This window comes from Phytobacter ursingii (assembly GCF_001022135.1).
Classification (GTDB): Bacteria; Pseudomonadota; Gammaproteobacteria; order Enterobacterales; family Enterobacteriaceae; genus Phytobacter; species Phytobacter ursingii.
This window is the reverse complement of record NZ_CP011602.1, coordinates 488787-507914: the sequence shown is the minus strand read 5'-3', so window position 1 is coordinate 507914 and position 19128 is coordinate 488787. Positions and strand designations below refer to the sequence as shown.

Sequence of the window (19128 nt, the reverse complement as noted above, 5' to 3'; positions counted from 1 at the left end):
GTAAGTATTATGCGTGACTTTGCCGATTACAAACACCCTCCCAGAATCTGGAAAGCGCTTCGTTGTATTGAGCCGGTTCGCTCGGGCGTGTTACCGCGATCACAGGTCGTAACGTTACATGTTACCTTTCAGGTCATTTGTTTTTAAAACAACAAGATAGATGGCTTCTTTTTACGTGTACCTGCTAACGTTACTGCATCTTCACCTATTTTTCGCGGTTCATATAAGAGAGAACGTTATGAGCAGAGCCGTTAATGCCCTACAAAATTTCGGTAAGTCCCTCTTTGGTCCGGTGCTGATTTTGCCGATTGTCGGCTTGTTTATCGCCTTCGGAAATATTTTCGGCAACGGCAACCTGGCAGAGTACCTGCCTTTTCTCGGTCACCCGCTGATTCAACACACCGGACAGCTGATTGCAAAGTCTGCCGTCTCGGTACTGGCCAACCTGGCGTTGGTGTTCGCCGTCGGCATCCCCGTTGGCCTCGCCGCGCGCGATAAAGGCTATGCCGCGCTAATTGGCCTTGTCACCTTTATCGTTTTTATCAACGCCATGAATGTCACCATGCAGATGCAGGGGGCGCTGGCAGCAGCAGATCAGATGAAAGCGGCGGGCCAGAGCATGGTGCTAGGTGTGCAGGTGCTGGAGATGGGCGTCTTCGCCGGGATCCTCACCGGCGCGCTATCGGGATATGTGTACAACAAATATTCCGGCGTACAGTTTTCCGGGGCGATGGCTATCTATTCCGGGCACTGCTTTGTCGCCATTATCATGCTGCCTGTCTCCATGGTGCTGGGCGTGATCATGAGCGAATTGTGGCCTTTCGCCCAGCATGGCATCAGCACACTGGCGATGGCCATTAAAGGCGCCGGGCCCTTCGGCGTGGCAATTTATGGCTTCCTTGAACGCATCCTTGTGCCCACTGGCCTGCATCACCTGGTCTACACGCCATTTTTATATACCGAGCTGGGCGGTACGCAGGAGGTATGCGGCTCCATGTACCAGGGCGCACGCAATATTTACTTTGCCGAGATGGCCTGTCCGGACGTGAAACAGCTTAGCAGTACGGTGGTATGGGATGCGCGCGGTATCAGTAAGATGTTCGGCCTGCCTGCGGCGGCGCTGGCTATGTATTTGACCGCGAAGCCAGAACGCAAAGCAGCGGCAAAAGCGATTCTTATCCCCGCAGCGCTGACCTCGCTTCTGGTTGGGGTGACTGAGCCTATCGAGTTTTCTTTCCTGTTCGTCGCGCCGCTGCTGTTCGTGGTGCATGCGGTGCTGACCGGTATCGGCATGATGCTTTTCTCCCTGTTTGGCGTCCATGCGATCGGCGCAAACGGCATCATTGATTTCATTCTCTATAACCTGCCGCTCGGCACTGAGAAATCGAACTGGCCAATGTACATCGTGGTTGGCCTCATCATGTTCGCGCTCTATTTCATTATCTTCCGTTTCCTGATTTTGCGTTTCGACATGAAGACGCCTGGCCGGGAAGCCGAAGACGAAGAGACGCGTCTTTACAGCAAACAGGATTACCAGGCCAAAGGTAACAACGATGGGCTCGGCGTGGCGATCATTGAAGGGCTTGGCGGACGCGACAACATTGAGGTGGTAGACAACTGCTATACCCGTCTGCGCGTCACGGTAAAAGATGTCGCCACTATTGATGAACCTCGTCTGAAAGCAACAGGCGCGAAGGCGGTCATCAAACAAGGCAATAACGTTCAGGTGGTCTACGGGCTGCATGTCAAAAAAATGCGAGAAGCCGTTGAGGCCTTTCTCTAAAGGAGACTAAAGATGTTGAACCCCCCATTTATTCTCTCTATCGCCGGCGGCGGCAGCACCTATACGCCAGGGATCGTCAAAAGCCTGATGGTACGTCTGGAAGATTTCCCTCTGGCGGAAATTCGCCTCTACGACATTGACGAAGCCCGACAGAGCACCATTGCGCCGGTCGTGGAAAAGGTCATTCGTGACCACAGCCAGAGTATCAAATTTACCGTCACCAGCGATCCGGAAGCGGCCTTTAGCGGTGCCCATTTTGTCTTCGCCCAGATGCGCGTCGGCCAGTACAAAATGCGTGAGCAGGATGAAAAGATCCCGCTACGTCATGGGGTGGTGGGTCAGGAAACCTGTGGTCCTGGCGGTCTGGCCTACGGTTTGCGTACCATTCTGCCAATGGTTGAACTTATTGACCTGGTGGAGCGCTACGCGGATAAACGCGCCTGGATTGTAAATTACTCCAACCCGGCAGCCATTGTTGCCGAAGGGGTACGCCGCCTTCGCCCTGACGCGCGCGTACTCAATATTTGCGATATGCCGGTCGCGGCGATGCGTAATATGGGGGCAATTCTCGGCGTTGATCGCCACAAGCTGGAGGTGGATTACTTCGGCCTGAACCATTTTGGCTGGTTTACCCGCGTGCTTGTCGATGGCGAAGACAGGCTGCCTCAACTACGCGAACATATCGCCCGCTTTGGCCTGCTCACCGAAGATGCCGCACAGACCGATCCGCAGCATTCGGATCCGTCATGGGTGAAGACATGGCGCAATATTAAGCCATTAATGGATCATTTCCCGGAGTATCTGCCGAACCCTTATCTGCAGTACTACCTGATGCCCAACGAGATTGTGGCGCATCAGGACCCGAACTATACCCGCGCCAATGAGGTGATGAACGGCCGGGAGAAAAAACTGTTTGCCGCAGCCCAGGAGTACCAGCGTACCGGCGTCTTACCGGATGCGTTCCATGTCGGGGTTCACGGCGCGTTTATCGTCGATGTCGCCTGTTCGCTGGCCTTTGATTTACGCCAGCGTCACCTGGTGATCGTCGAAAACAAAGGAGCGATTGCGAATCTACCCTACGATGCGATGGTAGAAGTACCGGCTTACATCACGGCAAACGGGCCGGAGCCAGTGCGCATGGGGGCCGTGCCGTTGTTTCATCAGACATTATTGATGCAGCAACTCGCCTCGGAGCAGTTGTTGGTGGAAGCCACCATTGAAGGCAGTTACGAGAAAGCCCTGCAGGCCTTTACGCTCAACCGTACGGTGCCCACCATGCAACACGCCAAAGCGATTCTTGATGAGATGATCGCGGCGAATCGAGAATACTGGCCCGCGCTGCAAAAAGCCTGGGAAAACGGTCGGGCGGTAAAAAAATAACGAGGTTACTCGCGCCTTTTGCGATGGTTGCTTGTCGGGTCAGGAAAAAACGTTAACAATTCAGGATATACCCGAAATAATTCGAGTTGCAGGCAGGCGGCAAGTGAGATAATCCCCGGGAGCTTACTGATTTAAGTGACTGGGGTGGACAATATAGCCAACACGCCTGCAACCTGAAGTATGACGGGTTTCTTGTTGATGACACGGAGGCAACCATGTCCACCTCTTTTTTTGTCGCAGCCGACTGGCTGATTGAACACGCTGATGATCCAGAACTTCAGGTCATTGATGCGCGTATGGCCCCTGCAGGCCAGGAACACACCCGTGATATGACGGCGGAGTACCGCGCCGGACACATCCCCGGGGCGGTATTTTTTGATATCGAAGCCCTTTCTGATCACACCACTTCTTTGCCGCACATGTTACCGCGCCCGGAAGCGTTTGCCGTCGCCATGCGCGAACTGGGCATCAGCCACGACAAACATCTGGTGGTCTACGATGAGGGCAATCTCTTCTCTGCCCCGCGCGCCTGGTGGATGCTGCGTAATTTCGGTGTCGAACACGTTTCAATCCTGGCGGGTGGACTGGCGGGCTGGCAGCGCGATGAGTTGCCGCTCGAACAGGGTGATGCCGATTTGCCACAGTCTGATTTTGAGGTGAAATTTGACCCGTCAGTGGTTAAACGACTGACCGATGTGCTGCTGGTCAGCCATGAGCGTACCGCACAGCTCGTGGATGCACGCCCGGCAGCCCGTTTCAACTCCGAGGCGGATGAGCCGCGTGCAGGTCTGAAACGCGGCCATATTCCCGGCGCGTTGAATGTACCGTGGGGCGATCTGGTTGTTAACGGCGAGTTGAAAACGACGGACGAACTGGAAGCCATCTTCAGACGCCAGGGGGTTAATCTGCAGGAGCCGATTATTGCCAGCTGTGGCTCGGGGGTCACCGCCGCTGTCGTTATTCTGGCGCTGGCCACGCTCGGCGCCACTAACGTGAAGTTGTACGATGGTTCCTGGAGTGAATGGGGCGCGCGCGACGATTTGCCGATTGAACCTGCGTAAATGGATACCCGCTTAGCGCCCCTTTTGTCGCGTGGGGAGTCGCTTACCCGCGCCGAATACCGGGTACTCGCCCACCTCACGGATCACCCGTTGCTGGTGGGCAATATCACTGTACGCGATCTGGCGACGGCGACCTTTGTCTCTACGGCCACGATTATGCGGCTATGTCAGAAACTGGGGTTTAGCGGCTACAGTGAATTTATCTGGCACTGTAAGCAACTTCTGGCCGATACCCCTCATATCCCGGAGCAGGTTACGGGCAATGGCAACACCCTGCCCGCGCTTTTTCATCAGTTTATGGCGAACTACCAGCAGACCTTTCAGTGGGTGACCGAGGAAAAGCGCCGCCAGTTCGTCACGCTGCTGCGTGAGAAAGAGAGTTTTTTCCTTTATGGTGCCGGGTTTTCGTACCTGTTTGCGGAATACCTGACGAAAAAATTGCAGGTGCTGGGTAAAACGGCATTTATTTCCGGCCCCGGCGACAGCCGTAATATCTTCCTCAGCAACGCAGCGCGTTACCAGGTGTTTATCGCCGTCTCACGTAGTGGCGAAACGGAACAGGTTCTGGATAAAGCGCGTATTGCGCAGAATGTCGGTATGACGGTTATCGCGTTTACCCGCGCCTCGGCAAATACGTTGGCAAACCTCGCGGATTTGCATTTTGCGCTGTATGACGAAGCGGTGCATTTTGCCGCCGAAGCGGCCGGGGTCACGTCGTTTGAGTCGAATCTGGTGCTACTGATGGACTTACTGCTACTGGAAGCGACGGGCTAAGCCCGTCGATGCCTCAGATAATGCGGTTATTCTTCAGATCGCGCAGAAAACTGCCCCAGCGGCGCTCATAGAAAGGGGGGATATGGGCAATCATAAAATGGCTGACCCCGTGCTCCCCTTTTACTACCTGGCAAATATCCACCGGCTCATCCCCCGGTAAGGTGTCCATTGCCACACTGCCTGCCGCCTCAATCACACTCTCAATGTCGCCTTCTGCTTCAATACCAATCAGCAGATTCGGCTGAGCATCATTTTTCTCTTTGATAGAGCAAAGGTATGCACATTTCACATGGTTGAAAGTCGAAAACAATTTGGTCAACGAATCGATCATTTGCGCGGGCGGTTCCGCCACTTCGGAGAGCAGCAGCGACATACCGCCTTCCAGCACTTCCTGCTGGCTTAACGGGCTGTCATCTTTACCCACCAGATGGCTGATTTCACGCGGCGTGAGCTCTTTGCCAGTCGGTAACTTCGCGTTGAGAAACAGCGTCTCGCCAAGCGTCATTTCAAATAGCGTTCGCGCAGGCATCACCACAAACGCTTGCTCGGTTTCTACCGCCTGCTGCAGAGCCTCAAGGGAGGTGAAAAAGGGGATGACCGACTGACCGTCGTCCTTTTCCCAGTGCTGTAGATCCAGCACGCTGTCTTCAACAATGGCTTCATCTTCGGCAGCGGTACCCGGCACCCAAACGGTAGACTCCAGCAATTTGCGGAAAAACGCCGGGCGATAAGCAGGCTCGGTCGCCGCCTTTTCCAGCAGGCTATCGAGGGTTTCAGGCTCGTGATGATGGTCGTGATCTGAATGGGACATAGATTTTACTGTTCGTATTGAGCTGTTTGATGCCCTCACCCCGACCCTCTCCCACAGGGAGAGGGGGGAAATCGCACAGTGCGGTTCCCTCGCCCTTTTGGGGAGAGGGTTAGGGTGAGGGGAAAAATTACTTACTGGTCAGCAGATTAGCCAGTGCACGCACGCCAAGGCCCGTCGCACCTGCCGCCCACTGCTCTACCGCCGCTTTGCGATAGGTCGCAGAGCAGTCGATATGCAGCCAGCCTTGCTGGTAATTTTCCACAAAGTGCGAGAGGAAACCTGCCGCAGTACTTGCCCCCGCCGGGAACGCCGCCCCCGCGGTGTTATTCAGCTCAGCAAAGTTCGACGGCAACTGGTTACGGTGGAATTCCGCCAGCGGCAAACGCCAGAACGGCTCGTTTTCCGCCGCGGCACTTGCCAGTAAACGGTTTGCCAGTTTGTCATCGAAGCTGAACAGCGCATGGTAGTCATTACCCAACGCGGTTTTTGCAGCCCCCGTCAGGGTCGCGGCATCAATGATAAATTGCGGTTTCTGCGCGGAGGCATTGATCAAACCGTCTGCCAGCACCAGACGCCCTTCTGCATCGGTGTTCATGACCTCCACGGTTTTGCCGTTACGGTAGCGGATGATATCGCCCAGTTTGAAGGCGTTGCCGCTGACCATATTGTCTGCGCAGCACAGATAAAGTTTCACACGCTTGTTCAGGCCGCGCGTAATGGCAAACGCCAGCGCGCCGGTCACCAGCGCCGCGCCGCCCATATCGGATTTCATCGAATCCATAAACGCGGTCTGCTTGAGGCTATAACCGCCGGAATCGAAGGTAATGCCTTTACCGACCAGGCAGGCATAGATCGGGGCTTCTGCATCGCCCGTCGGGTTAAAATCCAGTGACAGCAGTACCGGCGGACGTTCTGAACCGCGTCCAACAGTGTGGATGCCCATGTAACCTTTATCGCGCAGATCTTCGCCTTTGACGATGCGGTAAGAGACCGCCTCGCCCCCCACCTCATCAAGCAGATCCACAGCGCGTTGCGCCAGTTGCTCCGGGCCGAGATCTTCTGCCGGCGCATTAATGATGTCACGCACCCAGTCGATGGTTTTCAGACGGCTGTCGAGCTCTTTTTGATCGGCCTCGGATAAGGTTGCCCATTCAATTTTACGCGTTCCTTTTGGCCCTTTGTAACCGGCCCAGAACGCCCAGCTCCTGTCCGCATCCCAGCCTTCACCGCTCAGCGCGACATGCTTTATCCCCATGCCGTCGATTTTGCGCGCGGCACGCTGGATTAATCCAGTGTCATCTTTACCGGTCAGGTGCAGGGCAATGCCGTCGTTATTAATACTGTAGAGCGCTTTTTCGCCCCAACGAGCGTCTGCGCCCTGGGTCGTCAGCGTAATTTTCATCGCTTCTGTTGTCATTGTTTTGTCCTTTAGCGCATGGGATATGAAAACGGGCCGCCAGAAGGCAGCCCGTCGATATCAAGATGCTTCATCTAACCAGACTAGCAGAATTGCTTCGAGAATCTTTTCGTTCGATGCGTTCGGATCGTCATCAAAATCTTCCAGATCGCAAATCCACTGGTGCATATCGGTGAAGCGGACAGTTCGTGGGTCCAGATCCGGGTTAGCGTCATACAGCGCCTCGCCGATCTCGCGACTGTCGGTCCATTTCAGTGCCATATTAATGCTCCCGAGCGTGGTTGATAGTGTAACGCGGGATCTCCACAACCAGATCTTCGTCGGTGACACGCGCCTGGCAACCCAGGCGACTTTCTGGCTCCAGACCCCAGGCTTTATCCAGCATGTCGTCTTCGTCTTCGCTGCTTTCCGGCAACGAATCAAACCCTTCACGCACGACACAGTGGCAGGTGGTGCAGGCGCAGGATTTCTCACAGGCGTGTTCAATCTCAATACCGCCACGCAGGGCGACATCAAGAATGGTCTCGCCGCTCTTAGCTTCCAGAACTGCGCCATCGGGACAGAGGTCCTGATGAGGCAGAAAAACGATCTTTGGCATGTTAAACCTCGTCGACGGAATGGCCTTTTAACGCGGTGCGCACGGACTGATCCATGCGGCGCGCGGCGAATTCCTGGGTTTGTTTGTCTAGATTTTTAATGGCTTGTTCTATGGCGTCCGTATCATCGCCGTTAGCGACCGCGCTTAACTGTGCGATAGCCTCGTCGATAACTGTCCGCTCTGCGGCGCTTAACAGCGCGGCATCTGTCGCCAGCGCACCGTTCAGGCTTTCCAGAACGCGGGCTGCTTCCACTTTCTGCTCAGCCAGCATACGTGCTTTCACGTCCTGCTCAGCGAAGCTCATGGAATCTTTAATCATGGTGGCGATTTCGTTGTCGGTCAGGCCGTAGGACGGCTTCACCTGAATGGCCGCTTCAACGCCGGTGGATTTCTCCATCGCCGTTACGCTGAGCAGGCCGTCCGCATCCACCTGGAAGGTAACACGGATATGCGCGCCGCCTGCCGGCATCGCCGGAATACCACGGAGTGCGAAACGCGCCAGTGAACGACAATCCTGCACCAGCTCGCGCTCGCCCTGCATCACGTGGATGGACATGGCCGTTTGACCATCTTTGAAGGTGGTAAACTCCTGTGCACGCGCCACCGGGATGGTGGTATTACGCGGGATAACTTTCTCCACCAGCCCACCCATGGTTTCCAGACCAAGCGACAGCGGAATCACATCCAGTAGCAGCATGTCGCTGTCTGGTTTGTTGCCCACCAGAATATCAGCCTGGATTGCAGCGCCAATGGCGACGACTTTATCCGGGTCGATGGAGGTCAGTGGCGTACGGCCAAAAAACTCACCCACTTGCTCGCGTACCAGCGGTACACGCGTGGAGCCGCCCACCATGACCACTTCCAGCACCTCGTTCGGCTCAACGCCCGCATCTTTCAGCGCGCGACGACAAGAAAGTAGCGTACGTTTGACCAGCGTCGAAATCAGCGCTTCGAATTGTTCACGGGTCACGACGCCCTGCCAGCCAGCCACCTCAACGGTAACGGAGGCCGCGTCGCTCAGCGCAATTTTTGCGGCAATAGCGGCATCCAACAGTTCACGCTGCAGACGGTTGTCGCCATGCTCAGGCAGGTTCGCCTGCTCGCGGATAAAATCAGCCAGCAGATGGTCGAAGTCATCGCCACCCAGTGCGGAATCACCGCCGGTAGCCAGCACTTCAAACACCCCACGGCTTAAGCGCAGAATGGAAATATCAAAGGTACCGCCGCCCAGATCGTAAACGGCAATCACACCCTCTTTACCGGAATCCAGACCATAGGCAATCGCCGCGGCGGTCGGTTCGTTGAGCAAACGCAAAACATGCAGGCCAGCCAGACGCGCGGCATCTTTGGTGCCCTGACGCTGTGCATCATCAAAATAGGCCGGAACGGTGATAACCACGCCGTCGAGTTCGCCGGACAGAGACGCTTGTGCGCGAAGCGCAAGGGATTTCAGAATATCGGCAGAGACGCGGATCGGGTTTATCAGCCCCGCATGGGTGGCGATCATCGGCAGGCCGTTTTCGCTTGCCTGCAATTGATACGGCAGATGCGGGTAACGTGCCTGAATATCGCTCAGCGCGCGGCCCATCATACGTTTTACGGAGCTGATGGTATTAACCGGATCCTGAGCTGCATTGGCACGCGCGTCATAACCCACGGTATGTTCGGTAGCAGAGTAGTGCACAACCGAAGGTAACAGATGACGCCCGGCGCTATCGGCAAGGGTCTCAGCCTGACCGCTACGTACAGTAGCAACCAGAGAATTGGTGGTGCCTAAATCGATGCCTGCCGCCAGACGACGCTGATGCGGCGCGGCACTCAAACCAGGCTCACTAATTTGTAATAAGGCCATCTTGTGCTTCCAGAAAAATTAAAAACCGAGCAGTTTTTCTTCGAGTTGTTCTGTTGAACTGCGCAGTTTATCGAGAAAACGCAGTTTACGCACGGTATCCGCCGCGACATCCCACGTTTCAGTATTCAGTTGTTCAACCAGTTGCTGATGGCGGGAATCAAACATACCTTTCACGCGTTTGATAAAACGTTCCAGACGCGCCTGATCCTGCGCCTGTTCAATCTCATCGAGCTCTTCGCGCAGTTCCAGTTGTTCCATCAGAAAAGCGGTATCGCGCACCGTATGTTGTTCGCTGGCGAGATCGAATCCGTGCAGTGAAAGGAGATATTCCGCGCGGTTCAGCGGATTACGCAACGTCTGCCATGCCTGATTAATGGTTGCAGACTGCTGCAGTGCAGCCAGTTGTTCTGTCTGGGTTCCGCTGGCGAATTTATCCGGATGGTATTGGCGCTGCAGATCCTGGTAGCGGGAAGCCAGCGCCTGAATGTCAATCTGATAGTGGGCGGATAACCCAAAGAGAGTGAAGTAATCCATAGCAATCTCGGAATAGCCTGCTAAAACAAACCCCACGCACAGTCATACTCTTCGTCCTTCACGCCGACTCAGCGCGAAGGAGGTGAGTCTTTTCTATGGTGGGGCTTATCGGTGAAATGCAATTACACGTTAAAGCTTTCGCCGCAACCGCACTCGTCTTTGACGTTCGGATTGGTGAATTTAAACCCTTCGTTCAGGCCTTCTTTAACGAAATCCAGTTGCGTGCCATCAAGGAATTGCAGGCTTTTGCCGTCGATAACGACCTTCACACCTTTATCTTCGAACACGGTGTCTTCCGCCGAGGGTTCGTCAACAAATTCCAGTACGTAGGCCATGCCAGAACAACCAGAGGTTCTGACCCCCAGACGCAGGCCAAACCCTTTACCGCGGTTGGCCAAAAAGTTATTCACTCGCGTTGCAGCACTGTCGCTCAGGGTAATCGACATACAATGCCCTCAATTATTTTGCTTCACGTTTACTTTTGTAATCCGCAATCGCGGCCTTAATCGCATCTTCCGCCAGAATAGAGCAGTGGATTTTTACCGGCGGCAATTCCAGCTCTTCGGCAATGTCAGTGTTTTTAATTGCCTGCGCTTCGTCCAGGGATTTGCCCTTCACCCACTCGGTAACCAGCGAGCTGGAAGCGATAGCCGAACCGCAACCGTAGGTTTTAAAGCGTGCGTCTTCAATGATACCCTCATTGTTGACTTTGATCTGCAACTTCATCACGTCGCCACAGGCCGGTGCACCCACCATGCCGCTGCCTACGCTCTCGTCGCTGTTGTCGAAAGAACCCACGTTGCGCGGATTCTCATAATGATCGATTACTTTTTCGCTGTAAGCCATGTTCTGTTCTCCTGATTCCGCTACCGATTAGTGATGTGACCATTCAATGGTGTTCAAGTCCACGCCCTGTTTGAACATCTCCCACAATGGAGAAAGTTCGCGCAGACGACCAATGGAGCTGCGAACCAGCTTGATGGCGTAGTCAATCTCTTCTTCGGTAGTGAAACGACCTAAAGAGAAACGAATAGAGCTGTGTGCCAGCTCGTCAGTCATACCCAGCGCACGCAGTACGTAAGAGGGTTCCAGGCTCGCCGAGGTACAGGCAGAACCAGAAGAAACCGCCAGGTCTTTGAGCGCCATGATCAGCGACTCGCCTTCAACATAGTTAAAGCTGACGTTGAGGATATTCGGTGCGCCCTGCTCAAGGGAGCCGTTCAGGTAGACCTCTTCCATATCTTTCACGCCGTCCCACAGACGGTTACGCAGACCGCGCAGACGCGCCATCTCGGTGTCCATCTCTTCTTTAGCGATACGGTAAGCTTCACCCATGCCGACGATCTGGTGAACTGGCAGCGTACCGGAACGCATGCCGCGCTCGTGACCACCGCCGTGCATCTGTGCTTCGATGCGGATACGCGGTTTACGACGCACGTACAGCGCGCCGATGCCTTTCGGGCCATAGATTTTGTGGCCGGAGAAGGACATCAGGTCCACTTTCAGTTGGCTCAGGTCGATAGGCAGTTTGCCTACGCTCTGGGTCGCATCAACGTGGTAGATAATGCCGCGCGCACGGCACATTTCGCCGATGGTCGCGATATCCTGCACCACGCCGATTTCATTATTCACGTGCATAATGGAGACGAGAATGGTGTCGTCACGCATGGCCGCTTCGAGCTCTTTGAGGTCGATGATACCGTTGCTCTGCGGGGCGAGATACGTGACGTCAAACCCTTCACGCTCCAGCTGACGGCAGGTGTCCAGTACGGCTTTGTGTTCGGTTTTGCTGGTGATAATGTGCTTGCCTTTTTTCTGATAGAAGTTGGCCGCACCTTTGATCGCCAGGTTATCGGATTCGGTCGCGCCAGAGGTGAAAACAATTTCACGCGGATCGGCACCAACCAGCTCAGCAATCTGATTACGGGCGATATCAACCGCCTCTTCAGCCTGCCAGCCAAAACGGTGAGAGCGGGAAGCTGGGTTACCAAAAGTCCCGTCCAGAGTCAGACACTGCATCATTTTCTCAGCAACACGCGGATCCACCGGCGTGGTTGCGGAGTAATCGAGATAGATCGGTAATTTCATTGCTCTATAAACTCCGTACATCACTCAATGCAATGAATCAGGCTACCGGCTGGATGTACGACCGTTTATACGGGGTGACGGATCACCCCGGCCTGATTCTGAATTCTTATAGTGTTTTAACCTAACTGTTTTGCGGTGCAGCAAGGCGGCAAGCTTGTGAATGCCCGGGAGCTTACATAAGTAAGTGCCAGGGTTGAACAAGTGCGGCCCATGCAGCAGCGCCCCGAAACAGGACGGGTAAATTATGCGCGCAGCTTGACGTCGATAGCATCCTGACCGCGGGTCGTGCGTTGGGACTCGTGCGTATGCTGACGATCGGACACATCGAGGATTTCCTGGTTATTGACCAACTCACCCAGGGTGATGTTGTTCAGGAAACCGGTCAGACGATCGCTCAGGTCACGCCACAGCGCATGGGTCAGGCATTTGTCGCCGCCCTGGCAGCCGCTTTTACCCTGGCAACGGGTTGCATCAACAGATTCGTCAACGGCGCTGATCACTTCACCAACAGCGATACTGCCTGCATCTTTACCCAGCAGATAACCGCCGCCCGGGCCACGCACGCTGGCAACGAGGCCATTTTTGCGCAAGCGAGAGAACAGTTGTTCCAGATAAGAGAGGGAGATTCCCTGACGTTCGGAAATATCAGCCAACGGTACCGGGCCCGTTTCGGAGTTGAGCGCAACGTCCAGCATTGCGGTCACGGCATAACGCCCTTTAGATGTCAGTCTCATGTCTTAACTTAGCCTCAGACTCGCCCCTGCCCGGGGTTTTTATTAAAATTTAAAATAATGTCGCATAGCAGGGGCAAGTCTGACATTCCTGACTAAATTGGTCAACTATTTACTTGACTGTTTTAGTCAGGTATTTGGCTTTACGTGCCGTTTTGCTGAGGGGCAATTTGTGCCCCTTTCTAAGGCCAGAACGCACGCAAGAAAAAATGTGCTACTTCTACTGTTTTTCCTGCGTTTTCTGCTCAATTGACGCCAGAATTCCGCGCAGGATGTTCAGTTCCTGGCTTTCCGGACGCGCACGCGTAAAGAGGCGGCGCAGCTTGTTCATCACCTGGCCCGGGTGACTTTCACGGATAAACCCGGTGGAGAGCAGCGTCTTTTCCAGGTGACCGTAGAAGCGCTCCAGATCATCCACCAGCGGATACGGCGTCTCTTCATGCTCTTCTGTGTTGACGTTTTCCTGGGTTGCCAGCCACGCCATGCGGACTTCGTAAGCAATCACCTGAACCGCCATCGCCAGGTTCAGAGAACTGTATTCCGGGTTCGCGGCAATCGCCACGTGATAGTGGCATTTCTGCAGTTCGTCGTTGGTCAGCCCGACGCGCTCGCGCCCAAACACCAGCGCGACCGGAGCATGCTGTGCCTCGGCAACGCTTTTCAAGCCACACTCTCGCGGGTCGAGCATCGGCCACGGCAGCGTACGCGAGCGGGCGCTGGTGCCGACGACAAGGCTACAGCCTGCCAGCGCTTCATCAAGGGTATCGACAATGTGCGCATTGCCAATCACATCGCTGGCACCTGCGGCCAGCGCGATGGCCTGCGAGTCCGGTTTTACCAGCGGGTTTACCAGCCACAGGTTGGTTAAGCCCATCGTTTTCATTGCGCGGGCGACGGAGCCCATGTTGCCAGTATGAGAGGTTTCAACCAGCACAATTCGAATATTTTGCAGCATATTTTTTCAACGGCTAAAGAATATTCGCGCATATTATCATAAACCGAAGACATAATCCGAATTCGCTGCTATCATACGCGCCGTTTTCCGTTCTTTAACATCCAGTGAGAGAAACCGATGCATCCGATGCTGACCATCGCCGTGCGTGCTGCGCGCAAGGCGGGTAATGTAATTGCCAAAAACTATGAAACCCCGGACGCTGTAGAAGCGAGCCAGAAAGGCAGTAACGATTTCGTGACTAACGTAGATAAAGCTGCAGAAGCAGTGATTATCGACACTATCCGTAAATCTTACCCGCAACACACCATTATCACCGAAGAAAGCGGTGAGCATGAAGGCACAGATCAGGATGTTCAATGGGTTATCGATCCACTGGATGGCACCACCAACTTCATCAAACGTCTGCCACATTTCTCCGTCTCTATCGCCGTGCGCATTAAAGGCCGCACCGAAGTCGCAGTCGTTTACGATCCAATGCGTAATGAACTCTTCACGGCAACCCGTGGTCAGGGCGCACAGCTGAACGGCTACCGTCTGCGTGGCAGCACTGCGCGCGATCTGGACGGCACCATTCTGGCGACCGGCTTCCCGTTCAAAGCCAAGCAACACGCGGCGACCTACATCAACATCGTTGGCAAACTGTTTACCGAGTGCGCGGATTTCCGTCGTACCGGTTCTGCTGCGCTGGACCTGGCCTATGTGGCTGCGGGCCGCGTTGACGGTTTCTTCGAAATCGCCCTCAAACCGTGGGATTTCGCGGCGGGTGAACTGCTGGTTCGTGAAGCAGGCGGCCTGGTTTGCGATTTCACCGGCGGTCATAACTATATGACAACCGGCAACATCGTTGCAGGTAACCCACGCGTGGTGAAAGCGATGCTGGCGAACATGCGCGAAGAGCTGAGCGAAGCACTCAAGCGTTAATGCCTGATAACCGCTTGCGGCCTGGCTGCAAGCGGTATCCTCTTGCGGTGAATCAAAAAGGCCGCAACCCTCTTACCATCATTTCCGCACTCAGCCACATCACAACCGATGCGGTGACAAGAATGGCTCCACCTGCCAGCGCCAGCGTCGTCCAGCCAACCTGTTTCCATAAGGCAGGCGCCTTATTCGCACTTAATTTCACCGCCAGTTGACGAAAACTGTGCACCAGTAGCGCCAGCGTTGAGATAGTCAATGATGTCCCGGCCGCCATCGCCATCGCCGACGCCACACCCCAGCCGAAAACGCCAATCAACTTACTGAACAGAAGTACCATAATGGCCCCGGAACAGGGTCGCATCCCCATCGAGAGAATGATCATCAAACGCGCGCGCCAGTCGTCGCCCTGCTGTAGCTGCTCCGATGTGGGCAGATGCTGATGCCCACAGCCGCAATGTTCATGATGCTCATGATAGGGCGTAAACGCGCTAAACGTGGGTTGGCGTAACAGGCGGCGAAGTTTTTTGACCGCACGCCAGCAGAGCAATATGCCCAGTACGCCCACCAGCGCATAGCTCCCTTTTTCCAGCCAAAAGCTGCTTAAGTGCAGTTGGCGAGCCGGTAGCGCCAGCACGCTCAAGACCACAAAAACCAGCGTCACCGCCACCAGTCCTTGCAGCAAGGAAGAAGCCAGCGTCAGCCCAATACTGGATTTCAGACGCGAAGGATGCGTTGCAAGCCAGGTGGCGATCACCACTTTTCCATGCCCCGGCCCCAACGCATGCAGTACGCCATACATAAAGCTCACCAGCAGCAGAGAACCGCCCGCGGCGGTCGGGTTTTCTGCCACAGCCTGAATCAGCGCGCTCATTTGCCGGTTAAACCCACGCTGCCAGCTGACACTTTCACGCAGTACCTGCGGCCAGATGTGCCAGAGCCATAGTGCAGCGCCCAGCGCGAACAGAATAAAGAGAGCAAGCGGCCACCACTGCTGCCAGCGCCGCAGCGGTCGGCGTGTTGTGGCGATCACGGGCATTGGACAGTCACCGTCTGCGCGAATTGTTTACCCAACTGCATGTCTTCCTCCGGAGCATCCGCTTTATCCAGTGATTGGGCATAGTTCAGCACATCTTCCCCCGGCTTCGGTGTTTTAACTGTAAGTTTACATGTCTTTTGCAGCGAATCCGGCAGCGTGGCATCACTCTCACTGGCGTAACTCATGTCGACAAAATAGGTTGGATCATAAGTAGAAAAAGTATACGTCTGCCCACTTAGTGGCTGCGGTTCTGCCAGCGGCAAGATAAAGGTAAGCACCGCCTTATGCCCTTCCCTCGCAAGACCATAGCTTAAGGGTCGATTTTGAAATTTCACTTTTTGCCCGTTATGCCAGACCTCGGTGAAGTAATGCTGCCCCAGCACATTGGCCATTACTTCCGCCGCCAGCTTTTTCCAGATTTCGTCACCCGGTTTGGCATCGCCTGCATCATAGAGGAGGTCTGCGGAGGTAATTTCATCCATCGTCCAGCGCATATTCAGCCCGGTCCACTGCCCGTTATCCACCACGAGCTGCATTTTTATACGGATGAAACTGTGCGGATGCGCCAGCGCACTGAATGATAAAAATGCGAGAAAGAGCCCAAAAGCACATTGTTTAACTGCTTGCATGTATTCCTCACGAGAAAAATTCTGTGATGCTCCCCGGCAATCCTGAAGGAAAGGGCTGCGGCTGCGCTTTCACCAGACATACCTTTAGCTATTCTTATCAAATAACCTTACTGGGGCCTGACAGATGACCATAGAAATGACACCGCCATCTGTGCTCTCCAGTCCGCAGCGCCGCTGCCAGGTGCTTTTGATGCTCGCACTCCCCGGGCACACTGTCACCACGGAAATCATACGTGCCATGAATGGCGTGGACGAAGAGGTCACCCGGCAGGATATTGCCGATACTGACCATGAGATCCAGCGTTTTCATCGGCTTAATATTACGTCCCGACAGGACGGCAGCTACCGGATTGAAGGCACAGCACTTGACCAACGTTTATGCCTGTTGCAATGGCTCCGGCGAGGGCTGCGCCTGTGCCCCCATTTTATCGCCCAGCAGTATGCGCCAGCGCTCAAAGCCGCACTCAAGCAACAGGGCGTTGCCCGCACGCTGTATGACGATACCAATTTGCGCGCGCTGATTAACCTCTGCGCCCGGCGCTTAGAGCGCTCATTTGAATGCCGTGACATTCAATTCCTGCGTCTTTATCTCCAGTACTGCCTGCTGCAAAGCCACTACGGTTTTACGCCGGAGTTTAACCCGGTTCAGCAGGCATGGACACAGATGCGCGCAGAATACGCAGCGGCGCATGAAATCGTGCGTCACTGGCGTCGCCGTGTCACCGCGTTACCGCCCGGCAATGAACATGCCTTTCTTTCACTGCTGTTTATGATGCTGCGCACGCCGGATCCGCTGAACGACAGTCAGCAGCAGGATAAACGCCTGCAACAAGCCATTGCCCATATGATTGCCCGCTTTCGCGCCCTTGCCGGTCTGCGTTTCAGCGATGAGCAAGGACTGGCAGCGCAGCTCTATGTCCATCTGGCCCAGGCGCTGGATCGCAATCTCTTTGGTATCGGCATCGATGACAGTCTGCAGGAGGAGATTTTCCGTCTTTATCCACGTCTGGTACGCACCGCCCGCGAAGCGTTATTGGTGGTGGAAAAAGAATATGGCTTACGTTTTAGCGATGAGGAAGCGGGCCTGGTGGCGGTCATCTTCGGGGCATGGCTGATGCAGGAAAGTGACCTGCATGAAAAACAGGTCGTATTGCTTACCGGCAATGAACCAGAGCGCGAGCAGGAAATTGAATTGCAACTGCGCGAACTCACACTGCTACCGCTCAATATCAAATATTTGCCGCTGCAGGATTTTCAGAAACAGGGGGCGCCGCGCGATGTCACGCTGATCGTGACCCCGTATACAACGCCGCTGCCCCTCTTTTCACCGCCGTTAATCCATGCCGATCGCCCGCTGACCGGTCATCAGCAGGCGCATATCCGTGAAATGCTTGAAGCTTAAGGCTGAGCGGCAACCTTAGGGCGTAAAAACAGTGCAGGCACTGCCAGTAGCGCCATGACCCAGAACAGCCCCTGATGCAGATGCTGAAATAAGAATCCGGAGAACATGGTCATCACCGCAATACTGCCCCCCATTGCGACGGCGGAATAAACGGCCTGCAGGCGGATTATCTCATTATCTTTGCGGGCAGCGATGTAGCGCATACCGGCCAGATGGCAGACGGTGAAGGTACCGCAGTGCAGGATTTGCGCGACGATAAGCCACGGCAGATCGGTCGTCCATCCCATCAGCCCCCAGCGCACCAGTCCGCAAACGGCAGACAGTAAAAGCAAATCGCGGGCACTAAAGCGGCGGAACAATCGGTTACTGAGCGCAAAGACAATGACCTCAGCGACCACCCCCAACGACCACAGATAACCCACCGTTGAAGCGGAATATCCCGCTTCCTGCCAATAGATCGCGCTGAAACCATAATAGGCAGCATGCGCCCCTTGCAATAGCGAAACGCAAGCCAGGAAACGCCAGCTTTTTACTATCAGTAAGTACCATGCCTTCCAGCCAGTGGCATCCTGATGACGGGTATCTCCCTGAGGCAAAATCGACGGGCGTAGCAACATCCCCAACAGCATCGAGGCAACCCCCAGCGTCAGCATTGCCAGTACGGCACGATAATCAAACTCGCTCACCAGTTTTCCGGTTGCCGCCGATCCAATAACGAAGGCGATAGAGCCCCAGACGCGTACCCGACCGTAGTCCATGGGAAACTGTTTCTGCCAGGTATTGGCAAGCGCATCCGTCAGCGGCACCAGCGGTGAGAAAAAGAGATTAAAGCCGATAATCACCACCATCAGCCAGGCCACATTGGTCCCGGCCCAGAACGCGAGAGCAAACACCAGCGTGATCAGAGCAAGTATGCGTAATGCTTTGATAAGCAGGGAAGGATTACTAACACGCGGGGCAATAAGCAGGCTACCGAGAAAACGCGCCACCAGGCCTGCGCCGAGTAAGATCCCGATGGTTTCCGGCGTGAGTCCTGTGCCTTTGAGCCAGACGCTCCAGAAGGGCAAAAAGATACCGTAACTAAAAAAATAGGTGAAATAAGCGAGCGCCAGCCAGCGCGTGGACTGCAAAACCATGATTCCCTCCTGAATGAGGCGAT

General features: G+C 54.8%; 20 protein-coding genes. 6 read left to right on the top strand and 14 right to left on the bottom strand.

The window, feature by feature from the left end; all coding sequences use genetic code 11:
* The first annotated feature begins 238 nt into the window (after positions 1 to 238).
* From AB182_RS05915 to AB182_RS05900, 4 genes are all read left to right on the top strand, one after another.
* Positions 239 to 1783 carry a PTS transporter subunit EIIC gene (locus tag AB182_RS05915; protein WP_047369284.1) on the top strand — a complete coding sequence of 515 codons (1545 nt, stop codon included), beginning with the start codon at positions 239 to 241 and terminating at the stop codon, positions 1781 to 1783.
* A 12-nt stretch (positions 1784 to 1795) separates the two neighbouring features.
* On the top strand, positions 1796 to 3163 hold the full coding sequence (locus tag AB182_RS05910; protein WP_047369283.1) for a 6-phospho-alpha-glucosidase: 1368 nt from the start codon (positions 1796 to 1798) through the stop codon (positions 3161 to 3163).
* Between the two features lie 215 nt (positions 3164 to 3378).
* On the top strand, positions 3379 to 4224 hold the full coding sequence (gene sseA / locus AB182_RS05905) for a 3-mercaptopyruvate sulfurtransferase (RefSeq protein ID WP_047369282.1): 846 nt from the start codon (positions 3379 to 3381) through the stop codon (positions 4222 to 4224).
* Positions 4225 to 4998 carry a MurR/RpiR family transcriptional regulator gene (locus AB182_RS05900; RefSeq protein ID WP_047369281.1) on the top strand — a complete coding sequence of 258 codons (774 nt, stop codon included), beginning with the start codon at positions 4225 to 4227 and terminating at the stop codon, positions 4996 to 4998.
* A 13-nt stretch (positions 4999 to 5011) separates the two neighbouring features.
* Here the strand turns inward: AB182_RS05900 and sseB are convergent, their stop codons facing one another.
* From sseB to trmJ, 11 genes are all read right to left on the bottom strand, one after another.
* A complete protein-coding gene (sseB, locus tag AB182_RS05895) occupies positions 5012 to 5809 on the bottom strand; it encodes an enhanced serine sensitivity protein SseB (RefSeq protein ID WP_047369280.1) in 798 nt (265 codons plus the stop codon).
* Between the two features lie 127 nt (positions 5810 to 5936).
* Complete coding sequence (pepB, locus tag AB182_RS05890) at positions 5937 to 7226, bottom strand: aminopeptidase PepB (RefSeq protein WP_047369279.1); 1290 nt, start codon at positions 7224 to 7226, stop codon at positions 5937 to 5939.
* A gap of 60 nt (positions 7227 to 7286) precedes the next feature.
* Positions 7287 to 7487, bottom strand: coding sequence for a Fe-S cluster assembly protein IscX (gene iscX / locus AB182_RS05885; RefSeq protein ID WP_039079658.1), 201 nt, complete (start codon positions 7485 to 7487; stop codon positions 7287 to 7289).
* Position 7488: 1 nt separating this feature from the next.
* Positions 7489 to 7824 (bottom strand): ISC system 2Fe-2S type ferredoxin, encoded by a 336-nt coding sequence (gene fdx / locus AB182_RS05880; RefSeq protein ID WP_039079657.1) that lies wholly within the window; start codon positions 7822 to 7824, stop codon positions 7489 to 7491.
* Between the two features lies 1 nt (position 7825).
* Positions 7826 to 9676, bottom strand: coding sequence for a Fe-S protein assembly chaperone HscA (hscA, locus tag AB182_RS05875; protein WP_047369278.1), 1851 nt, complete (start codon positions 9674 to 9676; stop codon positions 7826 to 7828).
* Between the two features lie 18 nt (positions 9677 to 9694).
* Positions 9695 to 10210: a co-chaperone HscB gene (hscB, locus tag AB182_RS05870; protein ID WP_047369277.1), complete on the bottom strand. Its 516-nt coding sequence runs from the start codon at positions 10208 to 10210 to the stop codon at positions 9695 to 9697.
* Positions 10211 to 10332: 122 nt separating this feature from the next.
* Positions 10333 to 10656 (bottom strand): iron-sulfur cluster assembly protein IscA, encoded by a 324-nt coding sequence (gene iscA / locus AB182_RS05865; RefSeq protein ID WP_039079654.1) that lies wholly within the window; start codon positions 10654 to 10656, stop codon positions 10333 to 10335.
* Between the two features lie 13 nt (positions 10657 to 10669).
* On the bottom strand, positions 10670 to 11056 hold the full coding sequence (iscU, locus tag AB182_RS05860) for a Fe-S cluster assembly scaffold IscU (protein ID WP_003860661.1): 387 nt from the start codon (positions 11054 to 11056) through the stop codon (positions 10670 to 10672).
* Positions 11057 to 11083: 27 nt separating this feature from the next.
* Complete coding sequence (iscS, locus tag AB182_RS05855; RefSeq protein ID WP_047369276.1) at positions 11084 to 12298, bottom strand: cysteine desulfurase; 1215 nt, start codon at positions 12296 to 12298, stop codon at positions 11084 to 11086.
* Between the two features lie 242 nt (positions 12299 to 12540).
* Positions 12541 to 13032 carry a Fe-S cluster assembly transcriptional regulator IscR gene (gene iscR, locus AB182_RS05850; protein WP_047369275.1) on the bottom strand — a complete coding sequence of 164 codons (492 nt, stop codon included), beginning with the start codon at positions 13030 to 13032 and terminating at the stop codon, positions 12541 to 12543.
* Between the two features lie 217 nt (positions 13033 to 13249).
* Positions 13250 to 13984, bottom strand: coding sequence for a tRNA (cytosine(32)/uridine(32)-2'-O)-methyltransferase TrmJ (trmJ, locus tag AB182_RS05845; protein ID WP_047369274.1), 735 nt, complete (start codon positions 13982 to 13984; stop codon positions 13250 to 13252).
* A 117-nt stretch (positions 13985 to 14101) separates the two neighbouring features.
* On the opposite strand from trmJ, the gene suhB reads away from it, so the two are divergent.
* The gene (suhB, locus tag AB182_RS05840; RefSeq protein ID WP_047369273.1) at positions 14102 to 14905 is read left to right on the top strand and encodes an inositol-1-monophosphatase; all 804 of its coding nucleotides are present in this window, start codon (positions 14102 to 14104) and stop codon (positions 14903 to 14905) included.
* Between the two features lie 52 nt (positions 14906 to 14957).
* Here suhB and AB182_RS05835 read toward each other — a convergent pair whose 3' ends face one another.
* The gene (locus tag AB182_RS05835; protein ID WP_047369272.1) at positions 14958 to 15938 is read right to left on the bottom strand and encodes a nickel/cobalt transporter; all 981 of its coding nucleotides are present in this window, start codon (positions 15936 to 15938) and stop codon (positions 14958 to 14960) included.
* Positions 15929 to 16567, bottom strand: coding sequence for a DUF1007 family protein (locus AB182_RS05830; RefSeq protein ID WP_047369271.1), 639 nt, complete (start codon positions 16565 to 16567; stop codon positions 15929 to 15931). The genes AB182_RS05835 and AB182_RS05830 overlap by 10 nt, the downstream gene beginning before the upstream one ends.
* Positions 16568 to 16691: 124 nt before the next feature.
* Between AB182_RS05830 and csiE the strand changes: the two genes are divergently transcribed.
* Positions 16692 to 17969 carry a stationary phase inducible protein CsiE gene (csiE, locus tag AB182_RS05825; RefSeq protein ID WP_047369270.1) on the top strand — a complete coding sequence of 426 codons (1278 nt, stop codon included), beginning with the start codon at positions 16692 to 16694 and terminating at the stop codon, positions 17967 to 17969.
* Here the strand turns inward: csiE and AB182_RS05820 are convergent.
* On the bottom strand, positions 17966 to 19105 hold the full coding sequence (locus tag AB182_RS05820) for a 3-phenylpropionate MFS transporter (RefSeq protein ID WP_047369269.1): 1140 nt from the start codon (positions 19103 to 19105) through the stop codon (positions 17966 to 17968). The genes csiE and AB182_RS05820 overlap by 4 nt on opposite strands.
* Positions 19106 to 19128 lie beyond the last annotated feature (23 nt).

Coding starts and splice junctions, on each gene's coding strand:
- AB182_RS05915 (WP_047369284.1), top strand. CDS start 239: ATGAGCAGAGCCGTTAATGCCCTACAAAATTTCGGTAAGTCCCTCTTT.
- AB182_RS05910 (WP_047369283.1), top strand. CDS start 1,796: ATGTTGAACCCCCCATTTATTCTCTCTATCGCCGGCGGCGGCAGCACC.
- sseA (WP_047369282.1), top strand. CDS start 3,379: ATGTCCACCTCTTTTTTTGTCGCAGCCGACTGGCTGATTGAACACGCT.
- AB182_RS05900 (WP_047369281.1), top strand. CDS start 4,225: ATGGATACCCGCTTAGCGCCCCTTTTGTCGCGTGGGGAGTCGCTTACC.
- sseB (WP_047369280.1), bottom strand. CDS start 5,809: ATGTCCCATTCAGATCACGACCATCATCACGAGCCTGAAACCCTCGAT.
- pepB (WP_047369279.1), bottom strand. CDS start 7,226: ATGACAACAGAAGCGATGAAAATTACGCTGACGACCCAGGGCGCAGAC.
- iscX (WP_039079658.1), bottom strand. CDS start 7,487: ATGGCACTGAAATGGACCGACAGTCGCGAGATCGGCGAGGCGCTGTAT.
- fdx (WP_039079657.1), bottom strand. CDS start 7,824: ATGCCAAAGATCGTTTTTCTGCCTCATCAGGACCTCTGTCCCGATGGC.
- hscA (WP_047369278.1), bottom strand. CDS start 9,676: ATGGCCTTATTACAAATTAGTGAGCCTGGTTTGAGTGCCGCGCCGCAT.
- hscB (WP_047369277.1), bottom strand. CDS start 10,210: ATGGATTACTTCACTCTCTTTGGGTTATCCGCCCACTATCAGATTGAC.
- iscA (WP_039079654.1), bottom strand. CDS start 10,656: ATGTCGATTACCCTGAGCGACAGTGCTGCAACGCGAGTGAATAACTTT.
- iscU (WP_003860661.1), bottom strand. CDS start 11,056: ATGGCTTACAGCGAAAAAGTAATCGATCATTATGAGAATCCGCGCAAC.
- iscS (WP_047369276.1), bottom strand. CDS start 12,298: ATGAAATTACCGATCTATCTCGATTACTCCGCAACCACGCCGGTGGAT.
- iscR (WP_047369275.1), bottom strand. CDS start 13,032: ATGAGACTGACATCTAAAGGGCGTTATGCCGTGACCGCAATGCTGGAC.
- trmJ (WP_047369274.1), bottom strand. CDS start 13,984: ATGCTGCAAAATATTCGAATTGTGCTGGTTGAAACCTCTCATACTGGC.
- suhB (WP_047369273.1), top strand. CDS start 14,102: ATGCATCCGATGCTGACCATCGCCGTGCGTGCTGCGCGCAAGGCGGGT.
- AB182_RS05835 (WP_047369272.1), bottom strand. CDS start 15,938: ATGCCCGTGATCGCCACAACACGCCGACCGCTGCGGCGCTGGCAGCAG.
- AB182_RS05830 (WP_047369271.1), bottom strand. CDS start 16,567: ATGCAAGCAGTTAAACAATGTGCTTTTGGGCTCTTTCTCGCATTTTTA.
- csiE (WP_047369270.1), top strand. CDS start 16,692: ATGACCATAGAAATGACACCGCCATCTGTGCTCTCCAGTCCGCAGCGC.
- AB182_RS05820 (WP_047369269.1), bottom strand. CDS start 19,105: ATGGTTTTGCAGTCCACGCGCTGGCTGGCGCTCGCTTATTTCACCTAT.